General features: G+C 68.6%; 13 protein-coding genes. All 13 read right to left on the bottom strand.

Going from position 1 to position 15,678, the window contains the following annotated elements; translation table 11 throughout:
• Positions 1-114 precede the first annotated feature (114 nt).
• The 13 genes from H587_RS0106670 to H587_RS0106610 all read right to left on the bottom strand — a co-directional run bounded on the left by H587_RS0106670 (position 115) and on the right by H587_RS0106610 (position 15,656).
• Complete coding sequence (locus tag H587_RS0106670) at positions 115-576, bottom strand: periplasmic heavy metal sensor (protein WP_169432753.1); 462 nt, start codon at positions 574-576, stop codon at positions 115-117.
• Positions 577-745: 169 nt separating this feature from the next.
• Positions 746-2,407 carry a radical SAM protein gene (locus tag H587_RS0106665; protein WP_027175604.1) on the bottom strand — a complete coding sequence of 554 codons (1,662 nt, stop codon included), beginning with the start codon at positions 2,405-2,407 and terminating at the stop codon, positions 746-748.
• A 19-nt stretch (positions 2,408-2,426) separates the two neighbouring features.
• Positions 2,427-3,668 (bottom strand): cell division protein FtsZ, encoded by a 1,242-nt coding sequence (gene ftsZ / locus H587_RS0106660; RefSeq protein ID WP_027175603.1) that lies wholly within the window; start codon positions 3,666-3,668, stop codon positions 2,427-2,429.
• A gap of 62 nt (positions 3,669-3,730) precedes the next feature.
• Positions 3,731-4,960, bottom strand: a complete 1,230-nt coding sequence (gene ftsA / locus H587_RS0106655) for a cell division protein FtsA (RefSeq protein WP_027175602.1) — start codon at positions 4,958-4,960, stop codon at positions 3,731-3,733.
• Between the two features lie 80 nt (positions 4,961-5,040).
• Positions 5,041-5,904, bottom strand: a complete 864-nt coding sequence (locus H587_RS0106650; protein ID WP_027175601.1) for a cell division protein FtsQ/DivIB — start codon at positions 5,902-5,904, stop codon at positions 5,041-5,043.
• Entirely contained in the window at positions 5,901-6,782 is an 882-nt protein-coding gene (gene murB / locus H587_RS0106645) for a UDP-N-acetylmuramate dehydrogenase (protein WP_027175600.1), read from the bottom strand. Before murB ends, H587_RS0106650 begins: the two co-directional genes overlap by 4 nt.
• Positions 6,783-6,786: 4 nt before the next feature.
• Complete coding sequence (gene murC / locus H587_RS0106640) at positions 6,787-8,163, bottom strand: UDP-N-acetylmuramate--L-alanine ligase (RefSeq protein ID WP_027175599.1); 1,377 nt, start codon at positions 8,161-8,163, stop codon at positions 6,787-6,789.
• A gap of 72 nt (positions 8,164-8,235) precedes the next feature.
• Entirely contained in the window at positions 8,236-9,312 is a 1,077-nt protein-coding gene (gene murG / locus H587_RS0106635; protein ID WP_027175598.1) for an undecaprenyldiphospho-muramoylpentapeptide beta-N-acetylglucosaminyltransferase, read from the bottom strand.
• Positions 9,297-10,427: a putative lipid II flippase FtsW gene (ftsW, locus tag H587_RS0106630; RefSeq protein WP_027175597.1), complete on the bottom strand. Its 1,131-nt coding sequence runs from the start codon at positions 10,425-10,427 to the stop codon at positions 9,297-9,299. Before ftsW ends, murG begins: the two co-directional genes overlap by 16 nt.
• A complete protein-coding gene (murD, locus tag H587_RS0106625) occupies positions 10,427-11,710 on the bottom strand; it encodes a UDP-N-acetylmuramoyl-L-alanine--D-glutamate ligase (RefSeq protein ID WP_027175596.1) in 1,284 nt (427 codons plus the stop codon). The genes ftsW and murD overlap by 1 nt, the downstream gene beginning before the upstream one ends.
• A gap of 18 nt (positions 11,711-11,728) precedes the next feature.
• Positions 11,729-12,805, bottom strand: coding sequence for a phospho-N-acetylmuramoyl-pentapeptide-transferase (mraY, locus tag H587_RS0106620; protein ID WP_027175595.1), 1,077 nt, complete (start codon positions 12,803-12,805; stop codon positions 11,729-11,731).
• Positions 12,802-14,208 (bottom strand): UDP-N-acetylmuramoyl-tripeptide--D-alanyl-D-alanine ligase, encoded by a 1,407-nt coding sequence (locus H587_RS0106615; RefSeq protein WP_027175594.1) that lies wholly within the window; start codon positions 14,206-14,208, stop codon positions 12,802-12,804. Before H587_RS0106615 ends, mraY begins: the two co-directional genes overlap by 4 nt.
• Positions 14,205-15,656 (bottom strand): UDP-N-acetylmuramoyl-L-alanyl-D-glutamate--2,6-diaminopimelate ligase, encoded by a 1,452-nt coding sequence (locus H587_RS0106610; protein WP_027175593.1) that lies wholly within the window; start codon positions 15,654-15,656, stop codon positions 14,205-14,207. Before H587_RS0106610 ends, H587_RS0106615 begins: the two co-directional genes overlap by 4 nt.
• Between the last annotated feature and the right edge of the window lie 22 nt (positions 15,657-15,678).

Below are 15,678 nucleotides of genomic sequence, written 5' to 3'. Positions count from 1 at the left end.
CCGAGCGTGCGCGGCCGGGACCGGTTCCGTCGATCCCCTCGGGACGCGGACAGGGGCGGCCCGGGGCCATCCCGAACCGCCCCGCGCGTTCCCGGTGATTGACGAAGAAACCTTCTAGTATGCGGGGCAGCCGCCGGACCCGGCGCAGCCGCCGTAGCCGGGGCAGCCGCCAGGACCGAAGCCCATGCCGGGGCCGAAACCGCCGCCGGGACCGAACTTCACGCCGGTTTCCTTGGACAGTTCGGCGGCCAAGGCCTGACGCTCCTGGTCCAGTTGAAGCCGGATCTTGGACATGTCGGCCACCAGGGACTGGATGTCGGCCTTCTCGGCCTTGCCCGAGGCGGTCAAGGCGTCCAGCTCGGTGTCCTTGGCCCAATACTGCTCCCGCAGCTCGAAGATCTTCTTCTGATGCTTCTCGAAGATCTTGTCCACGGCGGCCTGTTTCTCCGGGGTCAGCCCGGCGTAGAGCGAGCCCATGCCGCCTCCCGGTCCGCGTCCCTGGCCCGCGAAGGCCACGGCCGAGAGGGCCAGCAGGGCGGCCAGGGCCGCGATCGCCATTACCGAACGTTTGCTCATGCGCATACCTCCATGTGCACGGTGCGGGAAAGAATGAAGAGGAATAGCAGGGACCGTGCCAAGGATGATTCCCATTGTATACCGATGTGTTGCGCTCAAATTGAAGCGCCTATTTGTGCAATATGATGCACAATTTTCGCGGATTGTGCAAGAGAGTGCAGGCGTGGCGCTAGGTTCCGTTTCGGCGGCGGCCCAGGCCGCAGACGCCGCAGGCCTCGCAGCCCGCCGGTGGGCATCCCGGGGAGGGCTTGGCCTGTTTGCTCCGCTCCCACTCGCGCCGGAGGTGTTCGCGGCGGACGCCCAGGTCCACGACCTCCCAGGGAAAGGCCTCGTCCTTGCCGCGCTCGTGGTCCAGCACGGCGGACATGTCGCCGCCCCAGAGGGCCAGGCCTTTTTTCCAGCCGCCGTGGTCGGCGGCCAGAAGCAGAAGTTCGGCCACGTCCTCGCCGCCCCGCGAGATGAGGCCCTGGACCCGGGCCAGGAAGGCGTCGTCGCCGGACAGGCTGAAACCCTTGTAGGGCTTGAGCATGGCCTTGATCCGGCGCAGGGCGTCGTCCAGGTATTCCTCGGAGGCCATGGGCGCCCACTGGAACGGTGTCCAGGGTTTGGGCACCAGGCAGCTCACGCCCAGGGTCAGGCGCAGGAACTCCTTCTTGCGCACCTGTCCGCGCTCCCGGGCGGTCGCGATCTCGCCCAGGAAGCCGGAAAACTCCTCGTAGTCGGCCTCGTTCTCGTCGGGCCAGCCGATGATGCAGTAGACCCGCAGGTGGTTGACCCCGTGGCGGGCGCAGAGTTCCACGGCGCGCAGGAAGTCGGCCTCCTCCAGCTTCTTGCTGGCGGCCAGCCGCAGGCGGCGGCTGGGGGCCTCCAGGGCCAGGGTCACGGTGCGCACCCCGCAGGCGCGCAGAAAGGTCAGCAGTTCCTCGGTGAGCCCGTCGGCGCGCAGGGAGGAGAGGGAGAACTTCACCTTGCGTTCGTCGAGCCAGCGCAGGAAGGGCAGCAGGTCCGGCCAGTCCGTGAGGGCCGTGCCCACCAGTCCGACCTTGGGCGGCCGGATGTCCTCCACGATGGCCTGGAGGTCGGCCAGGGCCGCGTGGCGCGGCGGGCGGTAGATGTATCCGGCGGCGCAGAAGCGGCAGCCGTAGGGACAGCCCCGGTTGACTTCCAGGAGCAGGGCGTCCTTGAAGACGGCCTCGGGTCCGGTGAAGCAAGAGAAGGCGGGCTCGGCCAGGAGCGGGCCGCCGTCCCCGGCCACGACCCTGGGCGTGGCCGCGCGGGTGCGGCCCGGGACGTAGACGCCCGGCCGGTCGGCCACGGCGGCCAGAAAGTCCTGGGGATCGCCGCCGGAGAAGAGGTGCCCCTTGAGTTCGCGGAGAAGGTCCGCGAAGCCCGCCTCGGCCTCGCCCACCCAGATCAGGTCGCAGAACGGGGCCAGGGGGGCGGGATTGAGAAAACAGAGCGGCCCGCCCGCCACCAGCAGGGGCGGATCGGGCCGCTCACTTCGCAGCCTGGGGATTCCCGCGGCCTTGAGCGCTCGGAGGAGGCGGAGGACGTCCTCCTCGAACGAGACGCTCAAGGCCAGAACCGGGAACGAGGACAGGGATGCCTTGCCTTCTTCCGACAGGGGGACGTCGTGCCCCCGGCCGAGGAAGAACCGCTCCACCGAGAGTTCCGCCTCGGCGGCCAGCAGCCGGTACACGGCCTGCCAGCCCAAGGTGGAGAGCGCCGGCCCCTTGTCGCCGGGAATGGCCAGGGCCACGGGCAGGCGGCCGCCATGTTCCACGGGCGGCGGGGATGTCCGCCCGAAGTAGAGGCCGCGCGTCGAGCCCATGCCGTTCCCGCCGGACGCGCTAGTCGGCCTTCTTGCGGATGAAGGCCGGGACGTCCAGCTCGTCTTCCTCGAAGATGAACTCCTCCTCGCCGGGACCGGCCACGGCGGCGCGGCGCATGGGCTGGGGCTCCACGGCCTGGGCCTCGTTGTTGATGCCGGCGCGCAGGTAGGCCGGGATGTTCCGGTCTTCGCTCATGACCACCTTGTGCATGCGGCGGGTCGGCGGGGCCACCACGCCCTGGCTCTGGGCCTTGGGGTTGACCAGGGTCAGGCCGGAACGGGCCGGACGCTCGGCCTCGGCGCGCACGTTGTCGATGCCCGTGGCGATGACCGTGATGCGCATCTCGTCCCCGGCGTCCGGGTCGAAGACCGTGCCGAAGAAGATCTGCGCGTTGTCGTCGGCTTCCTTGTAGATGATGTTGGCGGCCTCGGAGACCTCCTCGATGGTCATGTCCGGCGAACAGGAGATGTTCATGAGCACGCCCTTGGCGCCCTCGATGGACACGTCCTCCAGCAGCGGGCTGGTGATGGCCTTCATGGCGGCCTCCTTGGCGCGGCCTTCGCCCGAGGCGATGCCGGTGCCCATGAGGGCCAGGCCGGAGTTGGACATGACCGCCTTCACGTCGGCGAAGTCCAGGTTGATCAGGCCATGCACGGTGATCAGGTCCGCGATGCCCTTGACGCCGTAGTAGAGAACCTCGTCGGCCTTCTTGAGCATGTCCTGGAAGCTGGCCTTCTTGGCCGCGAGCTGGAGGAGACGGTCGTTGGGAATGGTGATGATCGAGTCCACCACCTTGCGAAGTTCGGCGATGCCGCGCTCGGCCTGCTCCAGGCGGCGCTTGCCCTCGAAGTAGAAAGGCTTGGTGACCACGGCCACGGTCAGGGCTCCGGCCTCGCGGGCCGCCTGGGCCACCACGGGGGCCGCGCCGGTGCCGGTGCCGCCGCCCATGCCTGCGGTGATGAAGACCATGTCGGCGCCGGTGACCTGCTCACGGATGGTCTCGATGCTCTCCATGGCCGCCTCGCGCCCGATGTCCGGGTTGGCGCCCGCGCCCAGGCCCTTGGTCAGGCGTTCGCCGATCTGGAGCTTGTTCTCGGCCAGGGACTTGTTGATGTCCTGTCCGTCGGTGTTGGCGACGATGAACTGGACCCCCTTGAGGGCCGACTGGATCATGTTGTTCACGGCGTTTCCGCCGCCGCCGCCGCAGCCCACCACTTTGATCTTGGCGCTCGTGTCGTGCTCGATCTCGAAGTATTGCATGATGTCCTCCTCTCCCTGTGACCGTTGCTGGTTGTCCTCGTTATCCCCAAAATCCCCGGTTTCTACGCGATGTCAGAGAACCATTTCTTCATTTTGCCCAGAATGCGGTTGAAGACGTTTTCGTCGCGGATGCGGAACGGCTTTTCGTGGCCGCGTTCCTCCTCGGCCCCGTAAAGCAGGAGCCCCACCGCCGTGGCGAACTTGGGGCTGTTGACCACGTCCTTGAGCCCGCCGATGCCGGACGGGTAGCCGATGCGCACCGGCAGGTCGAAGATCTGCTCGGCCAGATCCTGCATCCCGTGGATGAGCGAGGTGCCGCCGGTGAGCACCACTCCGGCGCCGATGAGGTTCTTGTAGCCGGACTTGATCAGGTCCTGGTCCACCAGGGCCAGGATCTCCTCGCAGCGCGGCTCGCAGATCTCGGCCAGGACCTTCTTGGACATGCCCCGGGACTCGCGGCCGCCCACGCTGGGCACCTCGATGACCTCGTCGTCGGCCAAGAGGTCCGCCAGGGCGCAGCCGTGGTCGACCTTGATCTTCTCGGCGCTCATCATCGGCGTGCGCAGGCCGAAGGCGATGTCGTTGGTCAGGTTGTTGCCGCCCAGGGCCAACACCGAGGTGTGCTTGATGGAGTCCTTGGAGAAGATGGCCAGATCGGTGGTGCCGCCGCCGATGTCCACCAGGGCCACGCCGATCTCGCGCTCCTCGGCCGTGAGCACGGCCTTGCTGGAGGCCAGGGACTCAAGCACGATGTTCGAGACGTCCAGGCCCGCGCGGTGGCAGGAGCGGACGATGTTCTGGGCCGAGGTCACGGCCCCGGTGACGATGTGCACCTTGACCTCCAGGCGCACCCCGGCCATGCCCAGGGGGTCGGCGATGCCCCGCTGGTCGTCCACGATGTATTCCTGGGGCAGGGTGTGGATCACCTCGCGGTCCAGGGGGATGGCCACGGCCTTGGCCGCCTCGATGACCCGGTCCACGTCGCGCTGGGTCACCTCGCCGCCCTTGACCGCTATGACGCCGTGGGAATTGAAGCCCTTGATGTGGCTTCCGGCGATGCCCGCGTAGACCGAGCGGATTTCGCATCCGGCCATCAGCTCGGCCTCTTCCAGGGCCTTCTTGATGGATTGCACGGTCTGCTCGATGTTCACCACCACGCCGCGCCGCAATCCCGTGGACGGGCTCGTGCCGATGCCGATGATGTCCACGCCGTCGGGCGTGACCTCGCCGACGACAGCCGCGATCTTGGTGGTCCCGATGTCCAGGCCCACTACGATGTCGCTCTTGGCCATGCCTCTCCTCTCCTTGTTTCGCTCTCTCGGGCCGCGGCCCGTCCGTCGTCCGTATCGTTATCGTCCGTCATGCCGCGCGCTCACGAAGAGTGTTGCGGCGTCTTTTTCTTCACGCAGACCATGCCCTCCACAGCGGCGATGGAGGCGACCCCGGGAAGCTCTCCCCGGCGGCGCAGATCCTGCCAGACCGCCGCGATGCGCGACAGCTCCGAGCGCCAGTCGCGCATGGGGAAACGCAGGGTGAAGCCCTCGGTATCCAGCTGGAATTCCGCGTCGCCCGAGGAGGTCAGATGGACCCAGGCGATCTGTCCCAGACCGAAGGGCAGGTCGCGGCTCTGCATCATGCCCACGATGGTGGCCAGGGCCCGGGAGTCTCCGGCGCTCTCCTTGTCCACCTCCAAGAGGGGCAGGGAGTGGAATCGGCCCGGCTCCACCGGCGCGATGACCGCGCCCGAGGCGTCGGCGTAGAGCAGCTTGCCTTCGCGCTGGACCCAGAACACGGGCACGCGCTCCTTGACCTGGATGAACAGCCGGTTGGGCAGTTCGCGGCGCACCGAGGCCTGGGCCACCCATGGATTCTGGGAGAGGGCCCGCTCCACCTCGGCCACGTTCACGTCCAGGCAGTTCTGGCCCAGGGCCAGGTCGCCCAGAGTGAGCACCTCGCCGTAGTTCAGGCGTTCGTTGCCCGTGACCTGGATTTCGCGCAGGGAGAAATAGGGATGGATGGTCACGTAGCGGTAGCCGTAGAGCAGCCCCACGCCGAGGGCGCCGAGGACGCCCAGGAGGAGCGTCAGGCAGAGCGCGCCCCGGCAGAGCCCGGCGAACAGGGACACCCCGGAGGACAGTCGCGAGGGCGAGCCCGCCGGACGGGACGCCTTCTTGAAGCGGTTGCCGCGCTTGGCGCCGATTTTGAGGCGGCCTTGCCGCATGGCCAGCGTGCTCATGACAGGATGATGACCTCCGTTTCCAGGCGTTCCCCGAACCGGTCGAGCACGGTGGCCCGGGCCGTGTCCAGAAGCTCCAGGGCCTCGGCGCTCCGGCCTCCGCCCAGGTTGACCAGGAAATTGGCGTGCAGTTCCGAAAAGGCCATGTTCCCGACGCGGCGGCCCTTGAATCCGGCCTGGTCCAAAAGCATCCCGGCGCTCTTGCCGGGCGGGTTCTTGAACACGCAGCCCGCGCTGCGCGCGTTCACGGGCTGGGTGGCCTTCTTGCGCTCGTGAATCTCCCGGGCCTTGGCCCGCACGGCGGACGGGTCGGCGCAGGCCAGGCGGAACTCGGCCTCCCATACGAGGTGGCGGCCGATCCCGGACGGGACCTCGAAATGCCGGTAGCCGAAGACGCAGTCCCGGGCCTCGACCCAGAACAGCCCGCGATCCGGGGTCCAGAGACGCACCCGGGCGAGCAGGTCCTTCATCTCCGCGCCGTAGGATCCGGCGTTCATGGCCACGGCCCCGCCCACGCGGCCGGGAATGCCCGCCAGGGGCTCCAGGCCGGAGAGCCCGGTCTCCTCGCAGAACTTGAGCAGCCGGGGCAGGGGCAGGCCCGCGCCCGCGCGGACCAGCGTCGCGCCGTTCCCGGCCGGGGCCTCGGGCAGGTCGGCGTTGCGGACGCTCACCAGCACCAGGTCCGAATCCTCGTCCAGGGCCAGGATGTTGCTTCCGCCGCCGAGCACGAAGGGACGGCCGCCGGAACGGGCGAAGAACCCCGAGAGTTCGTCCAGATCGGACTCGGCGCGCACCACGGCCTCGGCCAGGGCGGTTCCGCCCAGTCCCAGGGTGGTCAGCTCCCGCAGGAGCGGTTTTTCGCGCACGCTCAGGGCCATGATCCTACTCCGCGTCCTCTGCGGCGTTGAGCCAGTTCTCGCCGATCTGCCAGATGCTGCCCGCGCCCAGGGTCAGGAACAGGTCGCCGGGCTTGAGGCATTCCGGCAGGGCCCGCTCCATGGCCGCGAAATCCGGGAAGAAGCGCACCGCCGTCTTGCTCACCTGTCGGATGCCCTGGGCCAGGGACAAACCGTTGACTCCGGGAATCGGGGCCTCGGAGGCCGGGTAGATCTCGGTCAGCAGGAGCTGGTCCACGCCGTCGAAGACCTTGCAGAAGTCCCCGAACAGGGCCTGGGTGCGGGTGAAGCGGTGCGGCTGGAAGGCCACCACCAGGCGGCGTTCCGGGAAACAGGCCTTGGCCGTGTCCAGGGTGGCCTTGATCTCGGCCGGATGGTGGCCGTAGTCGTCCACCACGAGCACGCCCTTGCGTTCGCCCTTCTTCTCGAAGCGGCGGCCCACGCCGCCGAAGTTGGCCAGGCCCTGGAGGATGGCCTCCTTGGGCAGTCCGGCCTCGATGGCCACGCCGATGGCGGCCAGGGCGTTGAGCACGTTGTGGTGGCCGGGATGGGAGAGGGTCACCTCGCCCCAGGGTTCGCCGTCCAGGCCGACCTTGAACACGCTGCGCAGATGCGAGGCCATGATCTCGCCGCGCAGGCGGTTCCTTTTGCCCAGGCCGTAGGTCAACACCGGGCGCTTGATGGCGGGCAGGAGGCGCTGCACGCCGGGGTCGTCGCCGCAGACCACGTTCATGCCGTAGAACGGGATGTGGTTCATGAACTGGGTGAAGGCCTGGTCGATGGCCGCCAGATCGGGGTAGTGGTCCATGTGGTCCTTGTCCACGTTGGTGACCACAGTGATGATCGGGGAGAGGCAGAGGAACGAGCCGTCGGACTCGTCGGCCTCGGCGATGAGGTATTCGCCCTCGCCCAGGCGGGCGTTGGATCCGTAGGTGTTCAGGCGGCCGCCGATGATCACCGTGGGGTCCAGTTCGGCCTCGGTGAAGATGGTCGCCAGGAGCGAGGTCGTGGTGGTCTTGCCGTGGGTTCCGGCCACCGCGATGCCGGTCTTCAGGCGCATCAGCTCGGCCAGCATCTCGGCCCGGGGGATGATCGGGATGCCCAGTTCGCGGGCCCGGGCCAACTCGGGGTTGTTCTCGGCGATGGCCGTGGACTTCACCAGCACGTCGGCCTCGGTGACGTTCTCCGCGCCGTGGCCGATGAAGACCGTGGCCCCCAGGGTCTTGAGGCGGCGCACGGCGGCCCCGGCCGAGAGGTCCGAACCCGTGACCGCGAAGCCGAGGTTGAGAAGCACCTCGGCGATGCCGCTCATGCCCGCGCCGCCGATGCCCACCATGTGGATGGTGTTCACGCGGCTGCGCATGATGTGCACGGACTGGGCCGTGTGCGACGAAACGATGGGGCCTTGGGCTGCGGTCATTCTCTCGTCCTCTTCTCAGGCCGCCCGAAGCGGCAGTTCCCCGATCCCGTCCACGATGGCCGAGGCCGCGTCCGGCCGGGCGAAGGAGCGCGCGGCGCGGGCCATTCCGGCCAGCCGGGAGGAATCGTCCAGAAGTTCCGTCACCGTGTCGGCCAGCACGCGCGCCGTGAGCCCGGACTGGGCCAGGACCACCGCGCCGCCCGCCTCGGCCAGGGCCCGGGCGTTGACCGTCTGGTGGTCGTGGGTGGCGTGGGGGAAGGGCACCAGCACGGCGGGTTTTCCTGCCGCGGCGGCCTCGAAGACCGTGGTGGCCCCGGAGCGGCAGAGCAGGAGATCGGCCCGGGCGTATTCCCCGGCCATGTCCTCGATGAAGCCGCGCACGGCCAAGCCGTCCAGCCCGGCTTCCTCGTAGGCCCGGCGCACGCGTTCGGCGTCGGCGGGGCCGGCCTGGTGCACGATCTCCACCCGGGCTTCGCGCAGCAGCGGCAGGGCCGCGATCACGGCGTCGTTCACGGCCCGCGCGCCCTGGCTGCCGCCGAGCACGAGCAGGTTGCGCCCCTGAGCCCGGGGGGCGGCCGCGCCCACGGCGGCGATCTCCGGCCGCACGGGGTTGCCGGTGAGCCGGGTCTTGGCCGCCGGGAAGGCCCCGGCGCGGTCCGGGAAGGAGAGGAAAATCCGCCGGGCCACCTTTCCGAGGATGCGGTTCGTCACGCCGGGCACGGAGTTCTGCTCGTGGACGGCCGTGGGGATGCCCAGGATGCGGGCCGCCAACACCGGGCAGAACCCGGCGTAGCCGCCGAAGCCGATCACGGCCTGGGGCCGGAAGGAGCGCAGGGCTGCCAGGGCCTTGCACAGGCCGCCGACGAGCCAGGTGGAGGCGAAGAGGCCCTTGAGCCCCCGGCCCACGATGCCCTTGGCCGGAAGTTCGCGGAACTCCAGACCGGCCTTGCGGGCCAATTCGCCTTCGGGCCCGGGGCCGCCGAGGAAGAGCACCCCGCAGCGGGGGTGTCGCTTCAGGATTTCCCCGGCCACGGCCAGCGCCGGGAAGATGTGGCCACCGGTGCCGCCGGTGGTGATCACGATTTTCTCCACCGCACCGCGCTCCGCGAAAGGTTCAACAGGAATCCGACGCAGACGAAGCAGACGATCAGGCTGCTGCCGCCGTAGCTGACGAAGGGCATGGGCACGCCCTTGGGCGGCACCGTGCCGAGGACCACGGCCAGGTTGAGCACGCTGCCCAGGGCCAGAATGGAGGCCATGCCGAAGGCCGTGAAGCGGTCCTGCAGGTCTTCCTGGCGGTAGGCGATGGAGAAGGCCCGCCAGAGCAGGATCGCCACCACCAACAGCACGGCCGAGAGGCCGATGAAGCCCAGTTCCTCTCCAGCCACGGCCATGATGAAGTCGTTGTGCGCCTCGGGCAGGTAGAAGAGCTTTTGGCGGCCCGCGCCGAGGCCCGCGCCGAAGAGCTTGCCGGAGCCGAAGGCGTAGAAGGATTGCACGAGCTGGTATCCCTCGGCCTGGGCGCTCTTGAAGGGGTCCAGGAAGGCGGTCCAGCGTTTGAAGCGGTAGGGCGAGGAGCTGATCAGCAGCCAGCCGGCCCCACCCGCGAAGAGGAACGAGAGCAGCAGGTAGATGAATCGGGTGCCGCCCACGAAGCACATGAAGAAGAGGAGCATGGCCAAGAAGACCGCGCCGCCGAAGTCCGGCTGGAGGAGCAGAAGCAGGCAGAGCACCCCGGTGGCGAAGAAGGGCGGCAGGAAGCCCACGCTGAAGGTCTTCACCAACTCCTGCTTGCGCGAGAAGAAATAGGCTAGGTAGAGGACCAGGGCCGGTTTGGCGAACTCCAGGGGCTGGATGGAGACGGGACCAAGGCGGAGCCAGCGCTTGGCGCCGCCCGCGGACACGCCCAGGGGCGTGAGGGCGCAGAGGCCCAGGAGCAGGATCACGCCCAGAACCCAGAGATAGGTCGTGTTGTAGAAGAACTTGCGCGGCAGACGGTAGATCGAGAACATGGCCACCAGGCCCAGGGCCGCGTACACGGCCTGCTTCTTGAAGAAGATGTACTTGTCCCCATAGTAGCGCTCGGCCATGATCCCGCTGGCCGAGAGAACCATGATGATCCCGAATCCCGCCAGAAGCAGGGCGGCCACCAGGAGCCACCAGTCCGGGTGCTTGGCGGTTTCGGGAACGCGTCCGGCCTCGTTCATCATGGCAGTTCCCTCACGATGCGCTGGAAGTGGTCGCCCCGGGCCCCGTAGCTCGTGTACGCGTCGAAGCTGGCCGTGGCCGGGGAGAGCAGGATCACGTCCCCGGAACGGCTGTTCGCGGCCAGACGGCGCACGGCCTTGTCCAGGTCCAGCTCCCAGAAGAGCGGGAAACGGCCGCCCAGGACAGGCTCGAAGATTTCGCGGGCCGCGCCGAACAGGCCGATCTCCACCACCCGGCCGTCGAGCGCCGGGAGCAGGCTCGCCACGTCGCCGCCCTTGAAGACCCCGCCCAGGAGCAGGCGCACGGGCCGTTCGAAGCTCTTCACCGCCGCGGCCGTGGAGTCCAGGGTGGTGGACTTGGAGTCGTCCACGAAGAGCACGCCGTTCTTCTCGGTCACGGTCTGGAGCCGGTGCGACAGAGGCAGGAAGGCGGCCACGGTGGCCCGGGCGCTTTCCTCGCCCACGCCGAAGAGTTTCGCGGCCTGCCAGGCGGCCTCCACGTTGGCCCGGTTGTGCGCGCCGTGCAGGTGCGGGGCCGGGAAGCGGTCCGTGGGCGCGAACCAGACCATGCGGGCGCGGGTGAAGTCGCGTTTCGACAGTTCGTCGCGCATCTCCTCGGGCAGGATGGCCGTGCCGTTCCCGTCCATGCGGGCGAAGAGGTTCAGCTTGGCCGAGAGGTATTCCTCCATGTCCAGGTGGTAGTCCAGGTGGTTGGGCGCGAAGTTCAGGAGCACGGCCACGCTGGGCTTGAAGGTCCGGCAGTTCTGGAGCTGGAAGCTGGAGACCTCCAGGACCACCACGTCGGCGCGGCCGCCCTGGAGGATGAATTCGCACAGGGGCGTGCCGATGTTGCCGCCGGTGAACACGGTCTTGCCCGCGTCCTCGAGGATGCGCGAGACGAGCGTTGTGGTCGTCGTCTTGCCGTTGGTGCCGGTGACGGCCAGGATGGGGGCCTCCAGGAACCAGGAGGCGAACTCCAGCTCGGCCACCACGTTTTCCGGGGCCACGGGGGCCAGGGCGGCGGCGATCTTCTTGGCCGGGACGCCGGGGGAGAGGACCACCAGGTCGGCGTCGCGGAACTGTTCCGGCGTGTGCGCGCCCAGGCGGAGGTCCAGGCGTCCGGCCAGATCGCCCAGAACCTCGGCGGAAATCTCCGGCTTGGCGTCGGCCAGGGCCACGCGCGCCCCGTTTTCCAGGAGCAGACGCGCGGCGGCCAGGCCGGACTTGCCCGCGCCCACGACCACGACCTGCTTGTCGCGGACCCGATCCGTCGCGTTTCGCACCGATGTCGTCACGTCGTCCTACCTCAGCTTGAGCGTGCTCAGGGCCATGAGGGACATGAGAATGGAGAAGATCCAGAACCGGATGATGATCTTGGATTCCGGAATGCCCTTCATCTCGAAATGGTGGTGCAGGGGAGCCATGCGGAAGATCCGCTTGCCGCCCGTGACCTTGAAGTAGCCGACCTGGAGGATCACCGAGAGGGTTTCGAAGACGAACACGCCGCCCACCAGGACGAGCAGCAGTTCCTGCTTGCAGAGCACGGAGATGAAGCCGAGCAGGCCGCCCATGGACAGGCTGCCCACGTCGCCCATGAAAACCTGGGCCGGATAGGCGTTGTACCAGAGGAAGCCCAGCCCCGCGCCCACCAGCGCGCCGCAGATGATCGTGACCTCGCCCACGCCGGGGAGATGGGCGATGTTCAGGTAGTCCGCGATGCCCGCGTGACCCGCCACGTAGACGAAGATGGCGAAGGTGGCCGAGGCCACGACAATGGGCCCGGTGGCCAGGCCGTCCAGCCCGTCGGTGAGGTTCACGCCGTTGGACCCGCCGATGAGCACCACCAGGGCGAAGGGCAGGTAGAACCAGCCCAGGTCCGGCACGAAGTATTTGAAGAAGGGCACCGAGAGCTTGGTGGAGTAGACCGGTTCGAAGATGAGCGCCGTCACGGCCACGCCGGCCACCAGGAGCTGCCCCAGGAACTTGGCCCGGGCCGAGAGGCCCTTGTTCCGCTTCTTGACCACCTTGATGTAGTCGTCGGCGAAGCCCACGGCCCCGAAGCCGGTGAAGACGAAAAGGGCCAGCCAAATGTAGTGGTTGCGCAGGTCGGCCCAGAGCAGCGTGCTGCCCACCACGGCCAGGCCCACCAGCAGACCGCCCATGGTCGGGGTGCCCTGCTTGCACTGGTGCTGCGGGCCGTCCTCGCGGATGTACTGCCCGCACTTGAGCTTGGTCAGCCAGCGGATCATGGCCGGGCCGAGCACGATGGTCAGGACCAGGGCCGTGAGCAGGGCGTAGATCGAGCGGAAGGTGATGTACCGGAAGACGTTGAAGGCCCCGATCTGGGTCGCCAGGGGATAGAGCAGATGGTAGATCATGCCGTCTTGCCTCCCGGGACCGAGCATCCCAGTTCGCGGGCCAGGGCGGCCACATACTGCTCCATGCGCGCGGAGCGGGAGCCCTTGACCAGGGCCACGCCGCCGGGCAGACCCATCTGCCGCCAGGCGTTGAGCATCTGGTCGGGATCGTCCACGGCCGTGAGCGGGGCCGAGCCGTTGGAGCCGAAGCCCCGGGCCACGTCGCGGGCGAAACCGCCCTGGAAGAAGACCCGCGCCGGCGCGACGCCGCGCAGGAAGCGTCCCAGCTCCTCGTGGGCCTCGGCGGCTTCCGGACCCAGTTCGCCCATGGCGCCGAGGACCAGGACCAGGGGCCGGTCCCCGGCCATGCTCCGGGCCGTCTCGATGGCCCGCGTCATGGACAGCGGGTTGGCGTTGTAGGTGTCGTCGATGAGCGTCCAGGCCGCGCCGGGCAGGCAGCAGAAGCGCTGGTCCGGGCGGGTGAAGCCGGAGAGCCCTTCGACCACGGCCTCGGGCGGCAGGCCCAGGTGGTGGGCGACGGCGGCCGTGGCCGCGACGTTCTCCGCGAAGTGCGCGCCGCAGAAGGGCAGGACCAGTTCGCGGTCCAGGCCCGGGGTCTTCAGCCGGAAACGGCCGGTGGCGTCGGGCTCCGGGCCGAGAAAGGCGCAGAAATGCGCGGCCGAGGCATCCGTGGCCGAGAAGGCCACGGCGTCGGGGCGCAGGGCCAGGGCCTCGTTCCAGAGCAGGGGATAGTCGCGGTTCACCAGGGCCGCACCCTCGGGCTTCAGGTGCCTGAGCAGGGAGGCCTTGGCCCGTGCCACGCCCTCCAGGCTGCCGAGTCCTTCCAGGTGGGCCGGGCCGATGTTCTGGATCACGGCCAAGTCCGGGGCCAGGATGAAGCCCAGTTCGGCCATGTCGTGGGGTTTGCTGATGCCAGCCTCCAGCACCCAGACGTCCTCCTCGCCGCTGGCGGCGAAGATGGACAGGGGCAGGCCGATCTGATTGTTGAAGTTCTTGAAGTTCTTGGCCACGGAAAGGCGCGTCCCGGCCACTCGGGCGATCATTTCCTTCACCGTGGTCTTTCCGGCCGTGCCGGTGACGGCCACCACCTTCGCCCGCGTGCGGTCGCGCAGGAAGCGGCCCAGACGGCCGAGGGCGGCCACGGTGTCGCGGACCACGATCACCGGAACCTTGGTGATTTCAGGCAGGGGCCGCGCGGCGACCACGGCCAGGGCCCCCTGGGCCACGGCCTGGGACGCGAATTCGTGCCCGTCGAAGCGTTCGCCGGAGAGGCAGACGAAGACCTCGCCCCGGCCCACGGAACGACTGTCCGTGCGCACGGCGGCCACGGGACGGTCGACCCCTTGCGGGGTTTCCGGCGCGCCTGTGAGGCAGGTCTCCATCTCGCGCAGGGTCAGCTTCACCCCAGAACCTCCCGGATGGCGCGGCGCACGGCCTCCACGTCGCTGAAGGGCAGCTTCTTGCCGCCCACCTGTTGGTATGTCTCGTGCCCCTTGCCCGCCACCAGCAGCACGTCGCCCTCGCGCATGAGGGCCACGGCCTCGCACAGGGCCCGGTAGCGGTCCGGGTCTTCGACGATCTCGATCTCGCGGCCGCCCTGGGACAGCCCGGGGCGGGCGTCGTCCATGATGGCCGAGGGGTCTTCGAAACGCGGGTTGTCCGAAGTGAGCACGGCCACGTCGGCGTATTCGGCCACGGCCCTGGCCATGAGCGGGCGTTTGGTGCGATCGCGGTTGCCGCCGCAGCCGAAGACCGTGATGAGCCGCTGAAAGTCCAGGGCCCGCAGGGTCTTCTGCACGTTGACCAGGGCGTCGGGGGTATGCGCGTAGTCCACGAACACGGCCAGGCCCCGCTCGTTGTCCACGCGCTCCAGACGGCCGGGCACCCCCTTGAACTCCGCGAGGCGGCGGACCTCCTTGCAGGACAATCCCAGCGAGAGGCAGGCGGCTTGGGCGGCCAGGAGGTTCTGGGCGTTGTGCGCGCCCACCAGCGGGGAATCCAACTCCCAGGTCTTGCCCTTGTAGGACATGCGCAGGTGCAGACCCTTGCCGGTGCAGGACAGGATGGTCCCGGCCAGGGTCGTGTCGCCCAGGGGCGCGTCGGTCAGGCCGTAGCCCAGGGAGGGGTGCGTGTCGGCCAACAGACGGCGGCCGTAGGGGTCGTCCCAGTTGAGCACGCAGCGCTTGTCCGGCCGAGGGCAGTCGTGAAAAAGTCTAGACTTGGCGCGGAAATACGTTTCCATATCCCCGTGGTAATCCAGATGGTCCTGGGTCACGTTGGTCAGCACGGCCGCGTCGAATTCCAGGCCCGCCACGCGGTTCTGATCCAGGGCGTGGGAGGAGGCCTCCATCACCGCCACGTCCACGTCGCTTTTCTCCATGTTGGCGAAAAGCTCGTGGAGCTGCCAGCAGCCGGGGGTGGTCAGGCTGGCGTCCAGGCTGAAGCCCGGCCAGCGGTAGGCCACGGTGCCCAGCAGGCCGACCTTGAGGCCCGCCGAGGTCAGGATGTGCTCGATGAGGTAGCTCGTGGTGGTCTTGCCGTTGGTGCCGGTGACGCCGATGATCTTCATCACGGCCTGGCCGGTCTTGAAGTAGGCCTTGGCCAGCTCGCCCAGGGCCTCGGTGGCGTCCGGGCGTTCGATGAGCGCGGCCCCGCCCAGGATGTCGCGAGCCACGGGGCCTTCGGCCACCACGAATTCCGCGCCCCGGGACACGGCGTCGGCGATGAAGCCGTCGCGCTTGTCCCCGGCGGCGGGCATGGCCGCGAAGACCTCGCCCGGGGTGATCAGCCGCGAATCCGTGCGGACCATGAGTCCAGCGCGGACGCGATCCAAAAGTTCCAGCCAGCGCATGTCGGTCTCTTCGTTCCTTTTC

The organism is Desulfovibrio aminophilus DSM 12254, assembly GCF_000422565.1.
Classification (GTDB): domain Bacteria; phylum Desulfobacterota; class Desulfovibrionia; order Desulfovibrionales; family Desulfovibrionaceae; genus Aminidesulfovibrio; species Aminidesulfovibrio aminophilus.
The sequence above is the reverse complement of the archived record's forward strand: the minus strand, read 5'-3'. Positions and strand labels throughout refer to the sequence as shown.

Excerpts from the sequence above, each read along its gene's own strand:
- H587_RS0106665 (WP_027175604.1), bottom strand. The coding sequence starts at position 2,407 with ATGGGCTCGACGCGCGGCCTCTACTTCGGGCGGACATCCCCGCCGCCC.
- murC (WP_027175599.1), bottom strand. The coding sequence starts at position 8,163 with ATGCGCAGCCGCGTGAACACCATCCACATGGTGGGCATCGGCGGCGCG.
- H587_RS0106610 (WP_027175593.1), bottom strand. The coding sequence starts at position 15,656 with ATGCGCTGGCTGGAACTTTTGGATCGCGTCCGCGCTGGACTCATGGTC.
- ftsW (WP_027175597.1), bottom strand. The coding sequence starts at position 10,427 with ATGAACGAGGCCGGACGCGTTCCCGAAACCGCCAAGCACCCGGACTGG.
- murB (WP_027175600.1), bottom strand. The coding sequence starts at position 6,782 with ATGGCCCTGAGCGTGCGCGAAAAACCGCTCCTGCGGGAGCTGACCACC.
- ftsZ (WP_027175603.1), bottom strand. The coding sequence starts at position 3,668 with ATGCAATACTTCGAGATCGAGCACGACACGAGCGCCAAGATCAAAGTG.
- H587_RS0106650 (WP_027175601.1), bottom strand. The coding sequence starts at position 5,904 with ATGAGCACGCTGGCCATGCGGCAAGGCCGCCTCAAAATCGGCGCCAAG.
- ftsA (WP_027175602.1), bottom strand. The coding sequence starts at position 4,960 with ATGGCCAAGAGCGACATCGTAGTGGGCCTGGACATCGGGACCACCAAG.
- H587_RS0106670 (WP_169432753.1), bottom strand. The coding sequence starts at position 576 with ATGAGCAAACGTTCGGTAATGGCGATCGCGGCCCTGGCCGCCCTGCTG.
- mraY (WP_027175595.1), bottom strand. The coding sequence starts at position 12,805 with ATGATCTACCATCTGCTCTATCCCCTGGCGACCCAGATCGGGGCCTTC.